This window comes from Sphaerotilus montanus (genome assembly GCF_013410775.1).
GTDB lineage: Bacteria > Pseudomonadota > Gammaproteobacteria > Burkholderiales > Burkholderiaceae_C > Sphaerotilus > Sphaerotilus montanus.
This window is the reverse complement of the sequence record NZ_JACCFH010000001.1, coordinates 3791964-3812804: the sequence shown is the minus strand read 5'-3', so window position 1 is coordinate 3812804 and position 20841 is coordinate 3791964. Positions and strand designations below refer to the sequence as shown.

At 67.1% G+C, this 20841-nt stretch carries 22 protein-coding genes; 8 read left to right on the top strand and 14 right to left on the bottom strand.

The genetic code is table 11. The features are described from left to right. Positions 1 to 13: 13 nt before the first annotated feature. The 3 genes from BDD16_RS17370 to BDD16_RS17360 are packed head-to-tail and all read right to left on the bottom strand — an operon-like array spanning position 14 to position 4888. Positions 14 to 1600 (bottom strand): GAF domain-containing sensor histidine kinase, encoded by a 1587-nt coding sequence (locus BDD16_RS17370; protein ID WP_179635093.1) that lies wholly within the window; start codon positions 1598 to 1600, stop codon positions 14 to 16. Positions 1601 to 1618: 18 nt separating this feature from the next. After that, positions 1619 to 2890 (bottom strand): mechanosensitive ion channel, encoded by a 1272-nt coding sequence (locus tag BDD16_RS17365; protein WP_179635092.1) that lies wholly within the window; start codon positions 2888 to 2890, stop codon positions 1619 to 1621. Continuing rightward, positions 2891 to 4888: a DNA topoisomerase IV subunit B gene (locus BDD16_RS17360; RefSeq protein ID WP_179635091.1), complete on the bottom strand. Its 1998-nt coding sequence runs from the start codon at positions 4886 to 4888 to the stop codon at positions 2891 to 2893. It abuts the gene before it with no gap. A gap of 147 nt (positions 4889 to 5035) precedes the next feature. Here BDD16_RS17360 and BDD16_RS17355 point away from each other — a divergent pair, with 147 nt between their 5' ends. The 6 genes from BDD16_RS17355 (at position 5036) to bamC (ending at position 9877) form a co-directional block, all read left to right on the top strand. Continuing rightward, positions 5036 to 5773 carry a hypothetical protein gene (locus BDD16_RS17355; protein WP_179635090.1) on the top strand — a complete coding sequence of 246 codons (738 nt, stop codon included), beginning with the start codon at positions 5036 to 5038 and terminating at the stop codon, positions 5771 to 5773. 66 nt (positions 5774 to 5839) lie between these two features. Next, complete coding sequence (locus BDD16_RS17350) at positions 5840 to 7078, top strand: MFS transporter (RefSeq protein ID WP_246332588.1); 1239 nt, start codon at positions 5840 to 5842, stop codon at positions 7076 to 7078. Further along, positions 7075 to 7209, top strand: coding sequence for a hypothetical protein (locus BDD16_RS23220; RefSeq protein WP_257644977.1), 135 nt, complete (start codon positions 7075 to 7077; stop codon positions 7207 to 7209). The genes BDD16_RS17350 and BDD16_RS23220 overlap by 4 nt, the downstream gene beginning before the upstream one ends. A 17-nt stretch (positions 7210 to 7226) precedes the next feature. After that, positions 7227 to 7787, top strand: coding sequence for a class I SAM-dependent methyltransferase (locus tag BDD16_RS17345; RefSeq protein WP_179635089.1), 561 nt, complete (start codon positions 7227 to 7229; stop codon positions 7785 to 7787). Positions 7788 to 7815: 28 nt separating this feature from the next. Continuing rightward, a complete protein-coding gene (gene dapA / locus BDD16_RS17340) occupies positions 7816 to 8697 on the top strand; it encodes a 4-hydroxy-tetrahydrodipicolinate synthase (protein WP_179635088.1) in 882 nt (293 codons plus the stop codon). Position 8698: 1 nt separating this feature from the next. Further along, entirely contained in the window at positions 8699 to 9877 is a 1179-nt protein-coding gene (gene bamC, locus BDD16_RS17335) for an outer membrane protein assembly factor BamC (protein WP_246332587.1), read from the top strand. A gap of 125 nt (positions 9878 to 10002) precedes the next feature. On the opposite strand, the gene BDD16_RS17330 is transcribed toward bamC, so the two are convergent. Together BDD16_RS17330 and BDD16_RS17325 are read right to left on the bottom strand one after the other, a co-directional pair. Further along, a complete protein-coding gene (locus BDD16_RS17330; protein WP_179635087.1) occupies positions 10003 to 10254 on the bottom strand; it encodes a hypothetical protein in 252 nt (83 codons plus the stop codon). A gap of 316 nt (positions 10255 to 10570) precedes the next feature. Beyond that, a complete protein-coding gene (locus BDD16_RS17325; protein WP_246332586.1) occupies positions 10571 to 11770 on the bottom strand; it encodes a JmjC domain-containing protein in 1200 nt (399 codons plus the stop codon). A gap of 64 nt (positions 11771 to 11834) precedes the next feature. Between BDD16_RS17325 and BDD16_RS17320 the strand changes: the two genes are divergently transcribed. Beyond that, complete coding sequence (locus BDD16_RS17320) at positions 11835 to 12362, top strand: FKBP-type peptidyl-prolyl cis-trans isomerase (RefSeq protein WP_179635086.1); 528 nt, start codon at positions 11835 to 11837, stop codon at positions 12360 to 12362. Positions 12363 to 12390: 28 nt separating this feature from the next. Here BDD16_RS17320 and dut read toward each other — a convergent pair whose 3' ends face one another. Together dut and BDD16_RS17310 are read right to left on the bottom strand one after the other, a co-directional pair. Further along, on the bottom strand, positions 12391 to 12879 hold the full coding sequence (gene dut / locus BDD16_RS17315) for a dUTP diphosphatase (RefSeq protein ID WP_179635085.1): 489 nt from the start codon (positions 12877 to 12879) through the stop codon (positions 12391 to 12393). Between the two features lie 3 nt (positions 12880 to 12882). Next, positions 12883 to 13296: a GlcG/HbpS family heme-binding protein gene (locus BDD16_RS17310; RefSeq protein WP_179635084.1), complete on the bottom strand. Its 414-nt coding sequence runs from the start codon at positions 13294 to 13296 to the stop codon at positions 12883 to 12885. Between the two features lie 143 nt (positions 13297 to 13439). Here BDD16_RS17310 and BDD16_RS17305 point away from each other — a divergent pair, with 143 nt between their 5' ends. After that, positions 13440 to 14135 (top strand): Bax inhibitor-1 family protein, encoded by a 696-nt coding sequence (locus BDD16_RS17305; RefSeq protein ID WP_179635083.1) that lies wholly within the window; start codon positions 13440 to 13442, stop codon positions 14133 to 14135. Between the two features lie 70 nt (positions 14136 to 14205). Here BDD16_RS17305 and dnaB read toward each other — a convergent pair whose 3' ends face one another. The 7 genes from dnaB to BDD16_RS17270 form a co-directional block, all read right to left on the bottom strand. Then, positions 14206 to 16650, bottom strand: a complete 2445-nt coding sequence (dnaB, locus tag BDD16_RS17300) for a replicative DNA helicase (protein ID WP_310733998.1) — start codon at positions 16648 to 16650, stop codon at positions 14206 to 14208. A 138-nt stretch (positions 16651 to 16788) separates the two neighbouring features. Continuing rightward, positions 16789 to 17241, bottom strand: coding sequence for a 50S ribosomal protein L9 (rplI, locus tag BDD16_RS17295; protein ID WP_179635081.1), 453 nt, complete (start codon positions 17239 to 17241; stop codon positions 16789 to 16791). Between the two features lie 10 nt (positions 17242 to 17251). Further along, positions 17252 to 17536, bottom strand: coding sequence for a 30S ribosomal protein S18 (gene rpsR, locus BDD16_RS17290; RefSeq protein ID WP_179635080.1), 285 nt, complete (start codon positions 17534 to 17536; stop codon positions 17252 to 17254). Positions 17537 to 17545: 9 nt separating this feature from the next. Beyond that, positions 17546 to 17884 (bottom strand): primosomal replication protein N, encoded by a 339-nt coding sequence (gene priB, locus BDD16_RS17285; RefSeq protein ID WP_246332585.1) that lies wholly within the window; start codon positions 17882 to 17884, stop codon positions 17546 to 17548. Continuing rightward, a complete protein-coding gene (rpsF, locus tag BDD16_RS17280; RefSeq protein WP_179635079.1) occupies positions 17884 to 18252 on the bottom strand; it encodes a 30S ribosomal protein S6 in 369 nt (122 codons plus the stop codon). The genes priB and rpsF overlap by 1 nt, the downstream gene beginning before the upstream one ends. 117 nt (positions 18253 to 18369) lie before the next feature. After that, the gene (locus tag BDD16_RS17275; protein ID WP_179635078.1) at positions 18370 to 20475 is read right to left on the bottom strand and encodes a sodium:solute symporter family protein; all 2106 of its coding nucleotides are present in this window, start codon (positions 20473 to 20475) and stop codon (positions 18370 to 18372) included. Further along, complete coding sequence (locus BDD16_RS17270) at positions 20468 to 20749, bottom strand: DUF4212 domain-containing protein (RefSeq protein WP_179635077.1); 282 nt, start codon at positions 20747 to 20749, stop codon at positions 20468 to 20470. The genes BDD16_RS17275 and BDD16_RS17270 overlap by 8 nt, the downstream gene beginning before the upstream one ends. Positions 20750 to 20841: the final 92 nt, after the last annotated feature.

The window sequence follows — 20841 nt, the reverse complement described above, 5'->3', positions numbered from 1 at the left end:
GAATCGTTCTTGTTCATGGCAGCTCCAGCCGGATTTCGGTGCCCTCGTCCGGTCCCGAGGTGATGTTCCAGGTCGCGCCGATCTCGGCCGCCCGCTCGGCCATGTTGCCGAGACCGAAGTGGCCCGGTGGCGATGCACCGGGGTCGAATCCATGCCCGTCATCGGCGATGCGCAGCCGTCCGCCGGCGCCGTGCTCGGGCACGATCCACTCGACCACGGCATGGCTCGCACCGCTGTGGCGGCCGATGTTGGACAGCGCCTCCTGGGCGATGCGGTAGATGTGGACGCGGCTGGCACCGGGCAGGCGGTCGTCGCGCGCCAGGCGCTGCGAGACCTCGATCGTGCCGCGGCTGGCCAGCGCGTCGATGGCGTGCTGGAGCAGCTCCGCCAGCGGCAGGTGCTGCAGCGCATCGGGGCGCAGCTCGAACATCAGCAGCCGCATCTCGGCCAGCGCGCCCTTGTTGAGCCGCTCCAGGGCCTCGGCCTGCTGCTGCAGCACGGCCGCCGCCGCGTCGCCTTCGGCCAGCCGGGACGCCAGCCGGCCCAGCGTGCCGGCGATCACGTTGGCCGCGAACAGGGTCTGCGACACCGCGTCGTGCAGATCGCGGGCGATGCGGTTGCGCTCGGCCACGACGGCCTGGTCCTTCTGCTGGGCCAGCAGCTGCGCGTGGCGCATGGCCAGCCCGGTCTGGCTGCCGACCGCCGTGAGCAGGCGCACCCGCTCGGCGTCGAAGAAGTCCGGCTCCTCGTGGTCGACCCGCAGCACGCCCATCACCGCCTCGCGCGATTTCAGCGGCACCGCCATCCACGCCTTCGTCCCCCGGTACAGCCCCGAGGTGCGCGCATCGTCCGACAACCAGGACCACAGCCAGGACAGCAGGCTCTGCCGCACGCGGTTCTCGACGATGGGGGCCCCTTCCCGTTCGATGTACTCGTAATGCTGCAGGTTCGATCGCGACAGGCGCATGCCGGTCAGGTCCTCGGCGGGCGACTGCCCGGCGGCGTCGTCATTCTGGCGGTAGCCCATCAGCACGACCTGCCCGCCCTCGTCACGCGCCGTGCGCGACCAGACCGAGGCGCTGGTGTAGGCCATGGTCTGCTCCAGCGCGCCCAGCGCCTCGGCGACCAGTTCATGCAGCTCCGTCTTGCTGGCCAGTCCGATCGAGAGGTCCTGCAGGGTGGAGAGTTCATGCGTGCGCAACTCCAGCCGCCGGCCCAGGGTCTCGGTCTGCGCGATCAGCGCGCGCTGGCGCCGACGCCAGACCTCGATCAGCCGGCGCAGACCCGCGCTGGCCCGCTGCAACTCGGCGCTGCCCGTCTGCAGCGGCAGGTTCACGTCATCGAGCGGCCGGCTGCGGCGCACCATCCGGGTGGCCGCGACGAGTTGCCGCAGCGAACGCCCCACGCGGTGGGCCAGCAGCACGCTGACCACGGTCGACAGACCCGCCGTGGCCAGAACGGCACCGACCACGTCCGGCGCCCCCTGCAGCCCCCAGTGCAGCACGGCAGCCACCAGCAGCGCAGGCAGCAGGGTGGCCACCGCGAACTGCCACACCAGCGGGCGGCTGTCGAAATAGCGGCGGCGCAGTCGGACCCACATGCCGGACCAGGTCCGTGCTCAGTCCGGGAACCGGATGGGCGGCGCGTCCGACGGCGGCGGCTCGGTGCGCAGGGCCTGCACGGCCTCTTCCAGCAGACGACCCGCCACATGGCGACCGCCCACACCAACAGCGACGGCCACACCCACCGCGATCGCCCCCACCACCGAGCCGAAGGCGATGCCGACGATGTCGCCCGGCAGCCCCGCCTGGCGCAGCGCCAGCGCGGCCGTGAAGAACAGGATCGCACCGCGCACCAGATTCGCCAGCGCGGGCGCATTCACCGCCGAACCCGCGCGGATCAGCCCGGCGACCCAGTTCGACAGCCAGAGCCCGCCGATCATCACGACCCCGGCGACGGCCACTCCGGCCATCACGGCACCCAGATTCGCCACCAGCGTGGTCAGGATCGCGAAGCCCAGCACCTCGCAGGCCTGCATCACCGCCACGATCACGATCGCGAACATGACCACCGAGCCGGCCAGCTCCGACGGGGTGCGCGCGCCCGCGCGTCCCATCTCGCCCAGCCCGAGGTGCTGCGAGAGCCGGTTGAAGCCCATGCCGCTCAGCACGCCGGTGGTGATGCCCGCCACGGCGCGCCCGATCAGCGCCGCGACCGCCACGATGACGGCCGATGCGGTGACCTTCGGGATCAGCGCGATCACGGTGTCGAGCAGGTTGCTCACCGGCTTGGTCACGGCGTCCAGCCCGAGCGGCTCCAGGGAAGCAGCCAGCACCGGCAGCATGATGAAGGCGAAGACCATCGAGCCGACCAGTCCGGCCAGCCCGCCCTCGCCCAGCGAAGTGGTCAGCCCCATGCGCTCGGCCATCTTCTCGGAGCCGGCTGCACGCAGCATGCCCGTGACGATCTGGCGCACGATGCGCGCGACCAGAAAACCGATGCCGAACACCACGATGGTGCCGACCAGATTCGGCACGAACCCCATGATGCGCGACACCATGACGTTGACCGGGTCGAGCAGACCCTTGAGTTCGAGCGTCTCCAGCAACCCCGGCAGCGTGAACAGCCAGACCACCCCGACGCCGACATTGGCCAGCATCGCCGAGAAGCCTGGTGACTGCAGCTTCTCGTCCAGCCCGCGCTTCTGGCACAACCGCGTGACCGCGGTGCGCACCAGCCGGCTGCCGATCCACGCGACCAGCACCAGCACCAGCGCACCGATCACCTTGGGCGCGTAAGGCCCCAGTCCGGCCGCCAGCGATCCCACCACACCATTGAACTGCTCCATCTCTCCACCCCCATCACCGGCCAGCAACCGGCCGGACTTCATTCAGACATCGACGTCCACTGCATCACCGTGCAGCTCCATCAGTTCGCGCCGAGAGGCCGCTTCACCCTTGCCCATCAAGCGGGTCAGCGCCGCGGTCGTCTCGGTCACACCCAGTGCACCGCACTCCACCCGCATCAGCCGGCGCGTGTCCGGATTCAGCGTGGTTTCCCAGAGCTGCTCGGCATTCATTTCACCCAGCCCCTTGAAACGGCTGATGCTCCATGAACCGTCGCGAGCCCCTTCCTTGCGCAGTTTGTCAAGTATCGCCTGCAATTCACCTTCGTCGAGTGCGTAAAACTTCGCGGCCGGTTTCTTGCCGCGGGCGGAAGCGTCCACCCGGTACAGCGGTGGCTTGGCGATGAAGATGTTGCCGTTCTCGACCAGCCGGGGGAAATGGCGGAAGAACAGCGTCAGCAGCAGCACCTGGATGTGCGAGCCGTCCACGTCCGCGTCGCTGAGGATGCAGATCTTTCCGTAGCGCAGACCCGACAGGTCGGGCTGGTCGTTGGGGCCGTGCGGATCGACGCCCACCGCCACCGCGATGTCATGGATCTCGTTGTTGGCGAAGAGCCGGTCGCGCTCGACCTCCCAGGCATTGAGCACCTTGCCGCGCAGCGGCAGCACGGCCTGCGTCTCCTTGTTGCGGCCCATCTTGGCGCTGCCGCCGGCCGAGTCGCCCTCGACGAGGAAGACCTCGTTCATCGCCAGGTCGCGGCTCTCGCAGTCCGTCAGCTTGCCGGGCAGCACGGCGACACCGGAGCCCTTCTTCTTCTCGACCTTCTGTCCGGCGCGCTGGCGCGCCTGCGCCTGCTTGATGACCAGTTCGGCCAGCTTCTTGCCATGCTCGACGTGCTGGCTCAACCACAGCTCCAGCGTCGGCTTCACGAACGACGACACCAACCGCAGCGCGTCCCGGCTGTTCAGGCGCTCCTTGGTCTGGCCCTGGAACTGCGGGTCGAGCACCTTGGCTGACAGCACAAAGCTGGCCCGGCCGAACACGTCGTCCGGCATCAGCTTCACGCCCTTGGGGCACAGCGCATGCATCTCGACAAAGCCCTTGACCGCCTGGAACAGCCCGTCCTTCAGCCCCGCCTCGTGCGTGCCGCCGGCAATCGTCGGGATCAGGTTGACGTAGCTCTCGCGCAGGTTGGCGCCCTCCTCGCTGAAGGAGACGCACCAAGCGGCACCCTCGCCTTCCGCGAAAGTCTCGTCGGCGCCGCTGCTGGCGTACTGCGCGCCCTCGAACAGCGGGATCAGCGGCTCGCCGTTCAGGTGCTGCGCCAGGTAGTCGCGCAGGCCGCCCTGGTACAGCCAGGTCTGCACCTCGCCGGTCTTCTCGTGCGTGAGCGTGACGGTCACGCCCGGCATCAGCACCGCCTTGCTGCGCAGCAGGTGCACCAGCTCGTGCTTGGGCAGCTCTGGCGATTCGAAGTACTTCGGGTCCGGCCAGACGCGCACCGTCGTGCCCTGCTTGCGGTCGCCCGACGAGGGCGGACCGGCCGGGCGGATCACCAGCGGCTCGACCACGTCGCCGCCAGCAAAGGCGAGCGTCGCGACCTGCTTCTCGCGCCACACCGTCACCTGCAGCCGGGTCGCCAGCGCGTTGGTCACCGACACGCCCACGCCGTGCAGGCCGCCCGAGAAGCTGTAGGCGCCGCCCGAGCCCTTGTCGAACTTGCCGCCCGCGTGCAGCCGGGTGAAGACGATCTCGACCACCGGGACGCCTTCGTCCGGGTGCAGGCCGAAGGGGATGCCGCGGCCGTCGTCCTCGACGCTGACCGAGCCGTCGGTGTGCAGGGTCACGCCGATGCGCTTGCCGTGGTGGGCGAGTGCCTCGTCGGCGGCGTTGTCGATCGCCTCCTGCACCATGTGCAGCGGGTTCTCGGTGCGGGTGTACATGCCCGGGCGCTGCTTGACCGGCTCCAGCCCTTTCAGGACGCGGATCGAGGCTTCGCCATAGGCGGCGGGGGAAGTGGAAGTCGGGGTCTTGGTGGCCATGGCGGCGGATTGTAGGTTTGCAACAGGCGGCACAACTTCCTGCACTTCGGTGCGGTCCGTCACAAGCCAGGCACAAGCCGGCAATACCCGGGTGCTAGCCTGCCCGCTCTCCTTGCACTCCAGACCCAGAACCTGAAGGATCCCCGAATGAAGCTCGCACTGCGCACCCTGCTGACGGCCACCGCCACCGCGACCACCCTGCTGGCCACCGGCGGCGCCAATGCGCTGGAGATCAACACCCTCAACCTGCTGACGCAGTCCGAGTTCCGCGCCCTGAGCGAAGACCTCGGCGCCGCGCTGTCCTACAAGGCCCTGGTGCCGGCGGAACCGCTGGGCGTGATCGGCTTCGACATCGGCGTCGGCGTCACCGCCACCGAACTGCAGCACCGCGACGTGCTGTCCAAGGCCGCTGCCGGCGCGGACGTGCCCAAGGCGCTGCCGGTGGCCTCCGTGCGCGCGGTCAAGGGCCTGCCGTTCAACATCGACATCGGCGCCTCGCTCGGCCGTGTGCCGACAACCGGCGCCACCACCGCAGGCGGCGAGCTGCGCTGGGCCTTCGTGCCGGGCGGCGTGCTGACGCCGGCGCTGGCCGTGCGTGCCAGCTATTCGCAGCTCAGCGGCATCGACCAGCTCAAGGCCAGCAGCGCCGGGCTGGACGTGTCGATCTCCAAGGGCTTCCTGTTCGCGACGCCCTATGCCGGCATCGGCACCGTCACCACCCGCACGCAGGTCACCGGCACCACGCTGCTCCAGAAGGAGCGCATCCACCAGACCCGCGTCTTCGGTGGCGTCAACGTCAACCTCGGTCTGGTGAACCTCGCGGTCGAAGCCGACAAGACCGGCGATGCCACCAGCTACGGTGTCAAGGCGGGCTTCCGGTTCTGACGCCGCGTCGAGGCACCCGGGCCGGCGTGCCAGCGGTGCCGTGTGAAGTTCGCTACAGTCTGCGGGATGCGCGCTTCACACCCACCCCCTTCCGCCCACGCACCAGCCCGCCTCTCGATGGTGCAGGTGCTGCTGTGCGGCGCCCTCATCGTCACGCTGTCGATGGGCATCCGCCACGGCTTCGGGCTGTGGCTGGCACCCATCACGATGGAGCGTGGCTGGACGCGCCAGACCTTCGCCTTCGCGATGGCAGTGCAGAACCTGTCCTGGGGTCTGGCCGGTCCGATCGCCGGCATGCTGGCGGACCGCTACGGTGCCTTCCGCGTGCTCATGGGCGGCAGCCTGCTCTACGCGGGCGGGCTGGTGCTGATGTCGCAGGCCACGACCGGGCCCGCCTTCATCGCCAGCACCGGACTGCTGATCGGCATGGCGCAATCCGGTACGACGTACGCGGTGGTCTACGGCGTGATCGGGCGCCAGATCGACCCGATGAAGCGTTCGTGGGCCATGGGCGTGGCCGCAGCGGCCGGCTCGTTCGGCCAGTTCCTGATGGTGCCGGTCGAGAACTGGCTGATCGGGCACCTCGGCTGGCAGCAGGCGCTGGTGCTGCTGGGCTGCGCCGCGCTGGTCATCATCCCGCTGGCCTGGGGCCTGCGCGAGCCGCAGCAGGCGGGTGGCCCGACGCGCCCGCAGCAGAGCATCGGCGCCGCGCTGCGCGAGGCGATGGGCTACCGCAGCTTCCAGTTGCTGATGGCGGGCTATTTCGTCTGCGGCTTCCAGGTGGTCTTCATCGGCGTGCACATGCCCAGCTACCTGAAGGACCACGGCATGGCACCCGAGGTGGCCACGACGGCGCTGGCACTGATCGGCCTGTTCAACGTGATCGGCACCTACGCGGCCGGCTCGCTCGGCCAGCGCATGGCCAAGCGGCACATCCTGTCGGCGATCTACCTGGCGCGCTCGGTGGTGATCGTCGCCTTCCTGGCCGCGCCGCTGACGCCGACGAGCGTCTACCTGTTCGCGGCCGTGATGGGCGTGCTGTGGCTGTCCACCGTGCCGCCCACCAACGCGGTGGTCGCGCAGATCTTCGGCGTGCAGTACCTGTCGATGCTGGGCGGCTTCGTGTTCCTGAGCCACCAGGTCGGCTCCTTCCTGGGCGTCTGGCTGGGCGGCCTGCTGTACGACCGCACCGGCAGCTACGACATCGTCTGGGGCATCGCCGTGGCGCTGGGCGTGTTTGCCGCGCTGGTGAACCTGCCCGTGCGCGAAACCGCTATCGCCCGTCCGATGGCCCAGCCGGCATGAGCATGCGACGGTCCGTGCGCCAGGGACTGGTCGGCGCCGTGGTGGCCGTTGCCCTGGGGCTGGTCTTCGCGGCCTACCTGCAACCGGGGCTGATCGTCGATCTGGGCAACCGCCTGTGGAGCTGTTTCTGAGCGCGCACCTGAACCCGATGCCGAACCCCTCTGCCTGGATCCGCCGCCATGCCGGCCTGATCCCGAACCTGGACAACGGCGCCTCTGTGCTGGATCTGGCCTGCGGCAGCGGCCGCCATGTGCGCTGGCTCGCGGCGCGTGGCGCGCAGGTCACGGCGGTCGACCGGGATGCCGCGGCCTTGGCCACGCTGCACGGCGTTGCGGCGGAGGTGATGCTGGTCGACATCGAGAACGGTCCCTGGCCATTGCCGGGCCGCACGTTCGACGCCGTCGTCGTCACGAACTACCTGTGGCGACCGCTGCTGCCGGCGATCGTCGCCAGCGTGGCGCCGGGCGGCGTGCTGCTGTACGAGACCTTCGCGCACGGCAATGCCAGCGTGGGCAAGCCGTCGCGGCCTGATTTCCTGCTGCAGCCGGGCGAGTTGCTCGACCGGGTCCGACCGGAACTGCGGGTCGTCGCTTACGAAGACGGCTTCCTCGACAGCCCGCCGCGCTTCGTTCAACGCATCGCCGCCGTGCGCCAGACCATCGCCGACACGTCAGCCAACCCGGAGCGGTGGCCCCTGCCCGACAGTTAGAATCCCGAGATCACAAGGACTATTGCACATGAATCCCATCATTGGCAGCATCGTCGCACTCGTCACGCCGATGCATGAAGACGGCAGCGTGGACTACCCCAGCCTGCGCCGCCTGATCGACTGGCACATTGCCGAGGGCACCGCCTGCATCGGCGTGGTCGGCACCACCGGCGAATCGCCCACGGTGTCGGTCGAGGAGCACTGCGAGATCATCCGCGTCGCCGTCGAGCAGACCGCCGGCCGCGTGCCGGTGATGGCCGGCGCTGGCGGCAACTCGACCCGCGAGGCCATCGAGTTGTCGAAGTTCGCCAAGGAAGTCGGCGCGGACTGCACGCTCAGTGTCGTGCCCTACTACAACAAGCCTTCGCAGGAAGGCATGTTCCAGCACTTCAAGGCCATCACGGAAGCCGTGGACATCCCCGTGATGCTCTACAACGTGCCCGGCCGGACGGTGGCAGACATGCTGCCCGAGACGGCGCTGCGGCTCGCGAAGCTGCCCGGCGTGATCGGCATCAAGGAAGCCACCGGCAACATCGAGCGCGCCTGCTGGCTGATCAAGCACGCGCCGGAAGGCTTCGGCGTCTACTCCGGCGACGACGGCACCGCCATCGCGCTGATGCTGATGGGCGGCCAAGGCAACGTGAGCGTCACCGCCAACATCGCTCCGCGCGCCATGGCCGACCTGTGCCGCGCCGCAGTGGCGGGTGACGCGAAGACCGCCCGCGAGATCCACTTCAAGCTGCTGTCGCTGAACAAGCTGCTGTTCGCCGAACCGAACCCGGTGCCGGTCAAGTGGGCGATGCAGCGCCTGGGCCTGTGTGGCGGCGCACTGCGCCTGCCGATGGTGCCGATGTCCGACAGCCTGGTCGCGCCCCTCGAAGGCGCCATGCGCGAAGCCGGCATTCTCTGAGATGGAAAGCAACCTGATGTCCCTGCGCTCCCCCGCACGTGCCTCGCTGGCCGCGGCCCTGTTCGCTTGCGGCCTCGGTGGCTGCACGACCGTGTCGGACTCGTTCACGTCAAGCAAGATCGACTACCGCTCGGCCGCGGCCACACCGGCACCGACCCTGCAAGTGCCGCCGGACCTGACGCAACTGGCCAGCGATCCGCGCTACCAGCCACCGGCCGGTGGTGCGATCAGCGCCAGCGCCATGCAGACCGAAGCATCGGCGCCTCAGGCCGGAGCTCCCGTGGCAGCAGCGCGGGTGAACGACGACGTGCGCATCGAGCGCGCCGGCAACCAGCGCTGGCTGGTTGTCCGCCAGACCCCCGAACAGGTCTGGGACACGCTGCGCACGTTCTGGCAGGACAACGGGTTCACGCTGGTCATCGACACCCCCCAGGTTGGCGTGATGGAGACCGACTGGTCAGAAAACCGGGCCAAGCTGCCGACGGACATCGTCAGCCGCGCAGTGGGCAAGGTATTCGACAAGCTGAGAGACACCGGCGAACGGGACCGCTACCGCACCCGCGTCGAACGCAATGGCCCGGTCACCGAGATCTACATCAGCCACCGCGGGGTCGAACAGGTCAGCGTCGAGCGCACTGCAGACATCCTGCGCTGGCAGAGTCGCCCCAGCGACTCCGGTCTCGAAGCAGAAATGCTGGCCCGGCTGATGCTGCGGCTCACCGGGGCAGAAGATTCCAGCAAGGCTGGCAGCGCCAAGGCGGTGGATGCGGCAGTCCGATCGGTCAGCGCGGCAACGGCCGCCGCACCCAGGGCACGGGTGGTCGATGAGGCCACTGGAATGGTGTTGCAGATTGACGACAATCTGGAGCGCAGCTGGCGCCGGGTCGGGCTGGCACTGGACCGCAGCAGTTTCACGGTCGAAGAGCGTGACCGTGCCCAGAGTGGGTATCTGGTGCGTTACGTCGATCCCAGACTGGCCGGCCAGGAAGAACCCGGCTTCTTCTCGCGTTTATTCAGCGGCGCCCGCAAGGAGGATCTGAAAGGCACGCGGTATCGCCTGAAATTGAGTCCAGGCAGCGGCACGTCGACGTCACTGTCCATACTGGACGAGCAGGGTGCCACCATCAAGGATGAAGGCGCGCGCAATATCGTACAGTTACTGGCCAACGAGTTACGCTGAAGTTTCAGGCAGCAATACGGCATTTGCTGCCACCCCATGCCGCCTGCGCGGCATGGGAGATCTCGCAAGCTTCAAGACAAGAAAAAAGCCGCCCTGAGGCGGCTTTTTTGCTTTCGGTCGACTGCTTACTTGGAAGCAGCGGCATCGACAGCAGCCGAAGCGGCATCAGCCACAGCGGCGGCGGCGCCGGATGCAGCGTCGGCAACGGTGCCAGCAGCCGAAGCAGCAGCGTCAGCCACGGCCGAAGCAGCGGGAGCAGCCATCGAAGCGGCGGCGTCAGCAGCCGGGGCGACCACGGCAGCGGCTTCTTCCTTCTTGCCACAGGCGGCCAGAGCAACAGCGGCGATCACGGCGGCCATCAGGAGCGACTTGTTCATGCTTTATTCCTCAGTCAAAGAGTCTAACAATTACCGGTAATTGACGGCCTCTCTGACAAGTTGCTGCTGCAGCATCCAGTCATCAAGCGCCTTCACGGGAATGAAAAGCTCGAGCATTTCCATACCCAGCCTTCCATTATACATAACGAAACCATCTCGGCTTCTTACGGTCCCCGGTCTGACCAAAAGCGCCTGAGAGCTCACGGCCATCTTCAGAATGGCGCAATCAGGCTGCTATGTGCTGATCATGCTAACGCGTCAGCATGTCAGTCCAGACTTTCTCGCTTGCGCCGGAGCGTCAAGTGTGTCATTCACGCTACGCCAGTGGGTGGATCCAGCCATCGTCACACCACTGCTCCAGCAATCCGCGCACGTCACTGCTGGCCGCAGCCAGGGTCGCTGCATCCAGTCGCCGCGCATCCGCGAGGCGCCGAAGAACCTGCGCATCGTCGCCAGCGGCGTGCCATGAATCGCCATTCATGAAGACATGGTGATCGTCGTAGAGCATGCAGCTGCGCGCGTCGAGCACCACCCCGCGGTTCGCCGGCAGGGGATCCCCGAACGCGAAGCTCACCGTCGGCTTGGGCTCGCTCATGTATTCGCCCAGTGCACGCTCCAGGGCACCCGGCTCTTCCAGCACACGGCGCAACCCATCCGCGGCAAACCGCACCAGCGCGGCCGGAATGCGCCCCGGCTCGGTGGTCGCCGGCTGGTCAGGGTCCGCATAGACGACCGGGCGAACACCCTCGTCGCCCGCGTCTTCCACCGCATCGGCCAGGCGCAGCAGTGTCTCGCGCGCCAGTTCGGAGCGGTGCGGCGAGCGGAAGCCGACGGAGCAGGTCATGCATTCGCCACCCACCGCATCGCCATCGTGTGCCCAGCCAGGCGGGAGATAGAGCATGTCCCCGGGCGAGAGCACCCACTCCTGCTCGGGCTGGAAGTTCTCGATGATCTTGACCGGCAAGTCCGGGCGCAGCCGGGCGTCCGGCATGCGGCCGATGCGCCAGCGGCGCTGACCCTGGACCTGGATCAGGAACACGTCGTAGGAATCGAAATGCGGACCGACGCCGCCCCCTTCGGCCGCCCAGGAGATCATCAGATCGTCCAGTCGGGCCTGCGGAATGAAGCGGAATGGCGTCAGCATCCCCTGTGCACTGGGCAGGTGCAGGTCCAGCCCCTGGACCAGCACGGTCCAGTCCGGCTGCTTCAGCGCCGGCAGGCGGCGCCGCGCCAGCGGGCCACGCTCCAGGCTCCAGACCTCGTCAGCGCCCCGCCCGCGGCGCGTCACGAGGCGGGATTCCACCTCTTCGCTTTCGGCCAGCTTGAAAAGATCGGCACGCGTCAGCGGTGGCTGGATGCCCGGCAAGGCCTGGCGCACCAGCAGCGGCGCGCGTTGCCAGTGCTGTTGCATGAATTCGGACGGGCTCAGACCACCCAGCAGCACGGCGGGTTGATCGAGCGGAGGGACGGCTGCATCGGGGTGCTGCCGCAGCGAGGGGCCGGAAGATTGGTTCATCCCGACATTGTGCCGGTCCGCCGGGCAGCACTCGCGGGCGCGCGCGCATGAGATGATGTCGCCCATGCAGATATCAGCCCCTTGCGTCGTCAGCCTGACCTGGCGACTCGAAGACGCCCACGGCCAACTGATCGACGACCTCGGCGACCCCGTCGAGTTCTATGTCGGTGGCGACGACCTGTTCGCCAAGGTCGAAGAAGTCCTGACTGGCCAGGGCGTCGGTTACCAGAACACGCTCCACCTGGAGCCGGAACATGCCTTCGGCGAGTACCACGCCGAACTCGTGTTCTTCGAAGAGCGCAGCATCTTCCCGGACGAGGTCTCGCCCGGCATGCAGTTCGAGGGACCGCCACCCGGCAGCGCCACCCCCGACATGCCCGCGGACGTGATCTACACCGTCACCGAGGTCTACGACACCCACGTCGTGCTGGACGGCAACCATCCGCTGGCCGGCGTGGCGCTCGTGCTGCAGCTGGAAGTCCGCGGCGTGCGCGAGGCGACCGAGGCCGAGATGGCCCAGGGCAGCGTCGGCGACGGTGAGGGCGAAGGCGGCCTGTTCAGCGTGGTACCCCCCGGCACGACCCTGCACTGACCCGCCCTGCCCGGTTCACGCCACCCGCTCAGGCGGGTGTGCTGGCGCTGGTAACGCCGGTCGAACCGAATCCACCCAAGCCCCGCTCGCTGCTGGCGGCGAACTCCTCCACGACCACCAGCCGCGGCCGCAGGATCGGCACGAACAGCATCTGCGCAATCCGGTCGCCCGGCTGGATCACGATCGGCTCCCCCGACGGATTGCGGTTCCAGACACTCACGTAGCACTGGGCCATGTAGTCCGCATCGATGACGCCGATGCTGTTGCCCAGGACCAGCCCCTTCTTGTGGCCGAGGCCCGAGCGCGGCACGATCACTGCACAGAAACCCGCACTGTTCATGTGCAGCGCCAGTCCGGTGGGCACCAGTTGCGCCGGCGCCTGCGGATGGATCTCCAGCGGCGCATCCAGGCAGGCGATCAGATCGATGCCGGCGGCCTGCTCGCTCTGGTAGCGTGGCAGGCCCCAGTCCTGCAGACGGGCATCCAGCACCTTGACTTCGACATCCGGTCCGACCACGGCTCAGGCCCCCGTCACGAGTGCAGCGATGCCGGCGCGCGCCACCTGCGCATCCTCGCTCGACTTCACGCCGCTGACCCCCACGGCACCGACACAGACGCCCTGCACCAGGATCGGCACGCCGCCTTCCAGCAGGCCTTCCACCGCCGGCGCGCTCAGGAACGAATACCGTCCCTGGTTGATCATCTCTTCATAGACGCGCGACTCACGCTGCCCCAGGGCAGCCGTGTGGGCCTTGGCCGGCGCGATGTGGGCCGACAGCGGGGCGGCACCATCCAGCCGCTGCAGCCACAGCAGGTGACCGCCGTCATCGACGATCGCGATCGTCACCGCCCAGTGGTTGCGCACGGCCTCGGCTTCAGCGGCCTGGGCCATGCGGCGGGTATCGTCCAGCGTCAGTACGGGCTTGGTCTTCATGGGATCGGTCCTGTTGTCCTGTTACGAAACACAAAGCGTCGCACTTTACCGCGCCGCTTCCCATGGCGCACGGCCCGGAACTAAACTGGACCTGCGGGCTCCAACGAACCGCAACATCTTCTTCACACCCTACTGGAGGTTCCATGAACGAACGCCTGCCCACCTTCCCCGGCGTGTCTGGTCAAGGCGCGCTGGCTGCACAGCAGAACCGCGTGCTGCGCAACACCTACCTGCTGCTCGCCGCATCGATGGTGCCCACCGTGCTGGGCGCCTGGATCGGCGTCTCCACCGGCCTGCTGGCCACGATGGGCAATGGACTGTCGATGGTCTTGTTCCTGGCCGGTGCGTTCGGCTTCATGTTCGCCATCGAGAAGACCAAGCACTCGGCCGCGGGCGTGGGCGTGCTGCTCGGTTTCACGTTCTTCATGGGGCTGATGCTCTCGCGGATGCTGGCCTTCGTGCTGGGCATGTCCAACGGGGCCTCGGTGATCATGCTGGCCTTCGGCGGCACGGCGGGTGTGTTCTTCGCGATGGCCGCACTGGCCAGCGTGATCAAGCGCGACCTGTCGGGCATGGGCAAGTTCCTGTTCGTCGGCGCTGTCGTGCTGATGGTGGCGATGGTCATCAACCTGTTCGTGCAGTCGAGCGCGATGATGATGGCGCTGTCGGTGCTGGCCATCGGCATCTTCTCGGCCTTCATGCTGTACGACATCCGCCGCATCCTCGACGGCGGCGAAACCAACTACATCAGCGCGACGCTGGCGCTGTACCTGGACCTCTACAACGTGTTCCAGAACCTGCTGATGCTCTTCGGCATCGGCTTCGGCAGCGACGACTGATCCACGGCGTTTCCACAACGCAGAAGGGGCCGCGAGGCCCCTTTTTCATGCACAACCGGCAGGAGACCGGTCAGTATTCGCCGCCGTAGCTGCCGGGCGCCAGGTTCTCGAACTTGGTCAGCGGCTTCATGAAGGCCAGCTTGACCGTGCCCACCGGGCCGTTCCGCTGCTTGCCGATCACGATCTCCGCCACCCCCGGCTCCTTCGACTCCTTGTTGTAGTAGTCGTCGCGGTAGATGAACATGATGACGTCTGCATCCTGTTCGATGGCACCAGATTCGCGCAGGTCGCTCATCATCGGCCGCTTGTCGGTGCGTGTTTCCACCGACCGGTTGAGCTGCGACAGGGCAATCACGGGGCACTGCAGCTCCTTGGCCAGCGCCTTCAGACCACGCGAGATCTCGCTGATCTCGGTCGCCCGGTTTTCACCGCTGCTGGAGCCGGAGCCGCTCATGAGCTGCAGGTAGTCGACCACGATCAGGCCAAGCTGCCCGAACTGCCGCGCCTGCCGACGCGCCCGCGCCCGCACCTCACCCGGCGTCAGCGCGGGCGTCTCGTCGATGAACAGGTGAACGCCATGCAGCAGGTCCAGCACCTCGGACAGCCGCCCCCATTCATCGTCGTTCAGCGCCCCGGTGCGCAGGTGCTGCTGGTCGATGCGACCGAGCGAGCCGACCATCCGCAGCGCCAGTTGGGACGCCCCCATTTCCATGGAGAACACGACGACCGGCTTGCGCTCCTTGACGGCGACGTGTTCGGCGATGTTGAGCGCGAAGGCCGTGTTGTGGGTGACGATGTCCTGGTCCGTGATGTAGAGCCGCTCAGGGTGACTGACGGAGATGCACTGGCAGACCGTCTCCCGTGTCGGCTCGATCGAGGTGATCGTCAGACGCTTCTGACGGGTCCAGGCCGCTGGCGCGCGGGCCTGTTTTTCCGAGAGGAGGAACAGGCTCTGTGGTTCCGGGTGGCTGATGTGGCAGACATAGGCCGGCAATCCTGGCACCCGCTCGCCGGCCGCGTTCGTGAAGTGTGGTTGCTTGACAGTGATCGAACACCAGCCGCCGAGCGAACGCACCAGTTCCGCCACATCGTCGGCCAGTTGCCGGCTCGACGTCGAAAAGCGAACGCTGCCCCATCGCTCCACCCAGCCATCGGTGTCGAGCAGACCGCGCAGCACATCCAGACGAGCGTCCCGATGAGCCTCCAGATAGCAGCGAGGCACGAACTTGTGCGCACTGGACAGGCCAGACACACCTAGCGCCTCCAACGCCATGCGCAAGGGATTGGGTTGCGAGCCAGCCAGACCTGCGACATGGCCCCGGTCCTGTCGCACGATCCGGTAGTCGTAGCCTCCAGCCTCGGTCATCACCATGCCGTCGCCAACCCGCGCCGACATCAGCGCGCACATCTGGGCGGACGCCGTCGAGAATCGAACGCTGCCGGTGCCCGAGAGTCCGCCATCCCCCAGCAATGCGCCGAGTACCCAGGGATCCACGGGCAATGAATCATGGTGTCCAAAGTCGCCACTGGCTCGATCAACCCAGAGTCGGGACTGGTGGCGCTTGGACCGAAGCAGGCCGATCAAGTCGGCTGTAGACACGACCCGCGGCGCCTTCCAGTGCCGCGAAGACACCCGCCAGAGATGTTCCGCACAACATTCGGTCGATCGACCATCCGAGAACGTGATTCGATAGACCTGACGAACACCCTGCGGGTAGACACCGGTGACGATCGACGGCCGGCCGTCCACCGACGCCAGCGCATCACCCACCGCCAATTCGCCCATCGATTTCCAGCCACCGCGGGTGCGCACGCGGGCATCCAGCGGTTGCGCCTTCCCCATCGAGGGCCGCGCCGCCAGGATGATCAGATCGCCGCCCTGGAACCCCGCCGTCATGCGGTCCAGGTCGATGAAACCGCTCGGCACACCGGTCACGTCACCCGCGCCGCTGTCGGCCAGTTCCTGCACGCGGTCGATCAGCGAGACGACGAGGTTGTCGAGCGAATGGAAGCCCTGCTTGTTGCGCGAGCCCTCTTCGCCGATCTTGAAGATCTTGCTTTCTGCTTCGTCGAGGATGATCGAGACGGGTGTGCCCTGCGGGTTCAGCGCCTTGGTCGCGATCTCGTCGCTGGTCTCCACCAGCTTGCGCAGGATGGCCCGCTCGCGGACGATCTCGGCGTACCGGCGCAGGTTGGCGGCGCCGGGCACGCTGTTGGCCAGCGCGTTCAGATAGCCCAGACCGCCCACGTCGTCGGACTTGCCCAGGCTCTGCAGGTGCTCGAACACCGTGATCACGTCGGCGGGCTTGTTGCCGCTGATGAGGGCCATGATGGCCGCGTAGATCAGCTTGTGTTCGTAGCGGTAGAAATCGTTGTCGGTGAGCAGGTCACCGGCGCGGTCGGACGCGCTGTTGTCGAGCAGCAGGCCGCCCAGCACGCTCTGTTCGGCTTCGACCGAGTGGGGGGGCACGCGCAGGCGCGCGACCTCGTCGTCACCGCCCCGGGAGGACGGCATCATGGATCCGGATGACAGGGAAGACATCGTTCGATGATAGGTCGGGAGGCGGGCTGTGGACAGGCCAAATGAAAAGGCCGGCTTGCGCCGGCCTTCAGGAGCGCCGTGACCAGCACGGCGCGGGCACAAGGACTGGGATCAGTCCGTCGCGCCGACGACAGCCACGGTCACATCGACCACGACGTCATGGTGCAGCGCAACCGCCACGGTCTGCGAGCCAACGACCTTCAGCGGGCCATTGGGCATGCGGACCTGGGCCTTGGCGACGACAAAGCCGGAAGCCTTGAGGGCTTCGGCGACGTCGGCGTTGGTCACGGAACCGAACAGACGGCCATCGACACCGGCCTTCTGGGCGATGGTGACGGTCTTGCCAGCCAGCTTTTCGCCTTCGGCCTGTGCGGCAGCCAGCTTGTCAGCCAGCACTTTTTCGAGTTCGGCGCGGCGGACTTCGAATTCCTTGATGGCCTTTTCGGTGGCACGACGTGCGGCACCGGTCGGGATCAGGAAGTTGCGGGCGTAGCCGTCCTTGACCTTGACCACGTCACCCAGGGTGCCGAGGTTGGCCACTTTTTCGAGCAGGATCACTTGCATACCGGACTCCTCAGACCTTGTGCTGGTCGCTGTACGGCAGCATCGCGAGGAAGCGCGCACGCTTGATCGCGGTGGTCAGCTGACGCTGGTAGATCGCACGGGTGCCGGTCAGGCGGGCCGGGGTGATCTTGCCGTTTTCGCCGACGAAATCACGCAGGATGTCGAGATCCTTGTAATCGATCGATTCGACACCGGCGACGGTGAAGCGGCAGAAACGCTTGCGCTTGAACAGCAGGGATTGCTGGTTGCGCTTGACCTTGCGGTCCTTGGAAAACTTACCACGTGGCGGGGGCATGACAACCTCCTAAGTCAATACTGGAACGTTGGGACGGGTGTCGAGCTGACGGATGTGGAACATGACGCCTCGACCGCTGCGCTGCTTGCCCAGGAATCCGTGGAAGACCGCGGATTCGCCGACGGCCAGTCTTTCGAGCTGGCGGGCAGTGTCCCCGAGGGCCGTCGCATGGATTTCCACGCTGACCTGCCTGGGGTGTCCGGCGTGCTCGATCTGCGAGGCGTGAGCCAGCCGCACATCCAGCGCCGGCAGACCTGCCGGGGTATAGCGCATGGCCGCACGCTCGACGACCTGGGCTGCGAGCAGCACCTGGTTGACCATCGGAGCGTGGCAGGCGTCTGCCGACATCAGTTGCTCGTTTCCTGCTGGGACGACGACTTGCGCGCTTCTTCCTTCTCCACGCGCTTCATCATCGACGAAGGACCGGTTTCGGCCTTGTCGCGACGAACCGTCAGGTGGCGCAGGACTGCGTCGTTGAAGCGGAAGCCGGTTTCGATTTCAGCCAGGGTTTCCTTGCTGCATTCGATGTTCAGGCACAGGTAGTGCGCCTTGGCCAGCTTGTTGATCAGGTAAGCCAACTGGAAGCGACCCCAGTCTTCGACACGGTGGATCTGACCACCGGACGCGGCCACCAGAGCCTTGTAACGCTCCAGCATGGCCGGAACTTGTTCGCTCTGGTCGGGGTGGACCAGCAGAACGATTTCATAGTGACGCATGGATACTCCTCATGGATTCCTGTTGCGGAAGCCGCCCCGTCGCGTCAAGAAACGGGTGCAGCAAGAGAAAAGCCTGCGATTGTAGCGCGTTTCTGGAATCGGGCGGATTCGGAGCCGCTACGACCACCCCGGCGTGCGCAGACGGTCCACCACCGCCTGCTCCGCCGGCCCTGGCGGTGGTGTCAGCAGGCTGGCGATCACGAGCACCAGCGCGCCGGCAGGTGCACCGAACACACCCGCCGCCATCGGATCGATGCCCCACCACGCACAGTCCTGCAAGCTCCGCGTGATACCGAACGCCCGGCGCAGCAGTTCGTGGTTGGTGACCATGTAATAGGCGCACACGCTCAGGCCCGACAACATGCCCAGCACCGCGCCGACCCGGTTGGCCCGGCGCCAGAAAATGCCCATCACCAGCGCTGGAAAGAAGGTGGCGGCCGCGAGCGAGAACGCCGCTGCGACGAACTGCAGGATGTCGGCAAACCGCATGGACGCGATGAACGCCGCCAGCAGCGCCACCACCAGCACCAGGAACTTCGACAGCATCACGCGCCGCATCGCCGGCGCACGCGGATTGATGAGCCGGAAATACAGGTCATGCGACAGCGCGTTCGAGATGGTCAGCAACAGGCCATCCGCCGTGGACAACGCCGCCGCCAGCCCGCCCGCCGCCACCAGATAGGTCACCACCAGCGGCAAGCCACCGATCTCGGGAGCGGCCAGCACGATGACGTCGCCCCCCAGGTGCAACTCGGCCAGCTGCAGCAGGCCATCGCCATTGATGTCCTCGACCGACACCAGCGTGGAATCCAGCTTGGACCAGCGCCGGATCCAGCCGGGCAACTGGTCGAAGGGCGTGCCGATCAGGTTGGTGAACACCTCGTACTTGACCATCACCGCCAGTGCCGGTGCCGCCAGGTACAGCAGCGCGATGAAGAACAGCGACCACGCCACCGAGCGCCGCGCCTCGCTGACCGATGGCGTCGTGTAATAGCGCGTCAGCACATGGGGCATTGCCGCCGTGCCCAGCATCAGGCACAGCACCAGCGCCAGGAAGTTGCGCCGCCCCACTTCGTAGGCCTCCCGCGCCACGGCATCCCCCCGCGGATTCCCCGCGGCGATCGGCTGCGCCTGAGGCGGCATGCCACCCAGCGGCAACGCCCGTTGCCGGGCATCGTCGTATTCATGCTGGTAGGCCATGCGGGCAGCACTTTCCGTCTGGGGCCGGCTCAGCAGCCGGCGCTCGGCCTGCTGCACCCGTGCCGGTGCCGCATCGGCGACCTGCAGGGCCTTGACCTGTGCCGACAGCGTCTCGGCATCATCGACCATCGCCTGGCGGACGTCGGCGAGCTTGCGCAGCGCATCGTCCGCACGCACCTGCAGTTGCCGGATCACGGTGAGTTCGGCCGGGTCCTTCTTGAACACCTCCTCGCGCTGGGTGACATGCTCCAGTTGCTGCCCGTACGAAAACAGCGGGAACGGGCTGCCGGTCTGGTTCAGCGACATCCACACCACAGGCGTCAGATAGGCCAGGATCAGGATGATGTACTGCGCCACCTGCGTCCAGGTCACCGCCCGCATGCCGCCGAGAAACGAGCACACCAGCACGCCACCGAGTCCGACGAAGATGCCGATCTCGAAGCTGAACCCGGTCAGGTGCGAGGTGATGAGCCCCACCCCGTAGATCTGGACCACGACGTAGACAAAGGACACCAGCGCGACCGCCACGACACCGACCAGCCGCGGCAGTTCGCCGCCGTAGCGCGCGCCCAGGAATTCGGGGATGGTGAAAAAGCCGAGTCGGCGGAGATAGGGCGCCAGCAGCAGCGCCACGAGGCAGTAGCCCCCCGTCCAGCCCAGGATGTAGGCGAGCCCGGCGAAGCCCTGCAGATAGAGCACACCCGCCGTGCCGATGAAGGAGGCGGCCGACATCCAGTCCGCGGCGGTCGCCATGCCATTGAAGATCGCCGGCACGCGGCGGCCGGCGACGTAGTACTCCGCCTCGTCGGTCGTGCGCGACATCAGGCCGATCGCCGCATAGACCGCCACCGTGGCAATCAGGAAGGTGCCGCCGATCCAGCTGCGCGGCCAGCCCATCCGCTCCATCGCGCCCAGCCCGAGGATGAACAGGAGCACGCCCAGCGTGTAGACCGCATAGCGGCGAAACAGCACCTGCGTGAAGACCCGTGTCTCCTCGGACGCCCCCAGACGCGGATCAGCCATGGCGGGAATCGCCCTCGGTCAGGACCTCGCGCTCCAGGCGGTCCATCAGCCAGGCGTGTCCGACGATGATCAGCAGGTACACGCCGATCGCGCCCTGCGTGGCCCACCAGTAGCCAGCCGGCATGCGCCCGACTTTCCAGGCATCCAGCGCATGGGCCCACCACGACACGCCGAAGGTGACGCCGAACCACAGCCCCAGCCCCAGCAGCGTCCACAGGCATACCCGGTGCCAATAGGTCCGTTTCGGGGAGCGGTCGTGTGTCCTGTCATCCATGCAATCACCTCTGGCGTGAATTGTGCGCAGCCGCTGTCAGACTCGCCACAGGAATGACACCAAGACGAACCACGCAATGCAACAGCCCACCG

What these genes read in the sequence shown, in the direction of transcription:
- BDD16_RS17370 (WP_179635093.1), bottom strand. Translation starts at nt 1,600, where the DNA reads ATGTGGGTCCGACTGCGCCGCCGCTATTTCGACAGCCGCCCGCTGGTG.
- BDD16_RS17365 (WP_179635092.1), bottom strand. Translation starts at nt 2,890, where the DNA reads ATGAAGTCCGGCCGGTTGCTGGCCGGTGATGGGGGTGGAGAGATGGAG.
- BDD16_RS17360 (WP_179635091.1), bottom strand. Translation starts at nt 4,888, where the DNA reads ATGGCCACCAAGACCCCGACTTCCACTTCCCCCGCCGCCTATGGCGAA.
- BDD16_RS17355 (WP_179635090.1), top strand. Translation starts at nt 5,036, where the DNA reads ATGAAGCTCGCACTGCGCACCCTGCTGACGGCCACCGCCACCGCGACC.
- BDD16_RS17350 (WP_246332588.1), top strand. Translation starts at nt 5,840, where the DNA reads ATGCGCGCTTCACACCCACCCCCTTCCGCCCACGCACCAGCCCGCCTC.
- BDD16_RS23220 (WP_257644977.1), top strand. Translation starts at nt 7,075, where the DNA reads ATGAGCATGCGACGGTCCGTGCGCCAGGGACTGGTCGGCGCCGTGGTG.
- BDD16_RS17345 (WP_179635089.1), top strand. Translation starts at nt 7,227, where the DNA reads ATGCCGAACCCCTCTGCCTGGATCCGCCGCCATGCCGGCCTGATCCCG.
- dapA (WP_179635088.1), top strand. Translation starts at nt 7,816, where the DNA reads ATGAATCCCATCATTGGCAGCATCGTCGCACTCGTCACGCCGATGCAT.
- bamC (WP_246332587.1), top strand. Translation starts at nt 8,699, where the DNA reads ATGGAAAGCAACCTGATGTCCCTGCGCTCCCCCGCACGTGCCTCGCTG.
- BDD16_RS17330 (WP_179635087.1), bottom strand. Translation starts at nt 10,254, where the DNA reads ATGAACAAGTCGCTCCTGATGGCCGCCGTGATCGCCGCTGTTGCTCTG.
- BDD16_RS17325 (WP_246332586.1), bottom strand. Translation starts at nt 11,770, where the DNA reads ATGAACCAATCTTCCGGCCCCTCGCTGCGGCAGCACCCCGATGCAGCC.
- BDD16_RS17320 (WP_179635086.1), top strand. Translation starts at nt 11,835, where the DNA reads ATGCAGATATCAGCCCCTTGCGTCGTCAGCCTGACCTGGCGACTCGAA.
- BDD16_RS17310 (WP_179635084.1), bottom strand. Translation starts at nt 13,296, where the DNA reads ATGAAGACCAAGCCCGTACTGACGCTGGACGATACCCGCCGCATGGCC.
- BDD16_RS17305 (WP_179635083.1), top strand. Translation starts at nt 13,440, where the DNA reads ATGAACGAACGCCTGCCCACCTTCCCCGGCGTGTCTGGTCAAGGCGCG.
- dnaB (WP_310733998.1), bottom strand. Translation starts at nt 16,650, where the DNA reads ATGCCGTCCTCCCGGGGCGGTGACGACGAGGTCGCGCGCCTGCGCGTG.
- rplI (WP_179635081.1), bottom strand. Translation starts at nt 17,241, where the DNA reads ATGCAAGTGATCCTGCTCGAAAAAGTGGCCAACCTCGGCACCCTGGGT.
- rpsR (WP_179635080.1), bottom strand. Translation starts at nt 17,536, where the DNA reads ATGCCCCCGCCACGTGGTAAGTTTTCCAAGGACCGCAAGGTCAAGCGC.
- priB (WP_246332585.1), bottom strand. Translation starts at nt 17,884, where the DNA reads ATGTCGGCAGACGCCTGCCACGCTCCGATGGTCAACCAGGTGCTGCTC.
- rpsF (WP_179635079.1), bottom strand. Translation starts at nt 18,252, where the DNA reads ATGCGTCACTATGAAATCGTTCTGCTGGTCCACCCCGACCAGAGCGAA.
- BDD16_RS17275 (WP_179635078.1), bottom strand. Translation starts at nt 20,475, where the DNA reads ATGGCTGATCCGCGTCTGGGGGCGTCCGAGGAGACACGGGTCTTCACG.
- BDD16_RS17270 (WP_179635077.1), bottom strand. Translation starts at nt 20,749, where the DNA reads ATGGATGACAGGACACACGACCGCTCCCCGAAACGGACCTATTGGCAC.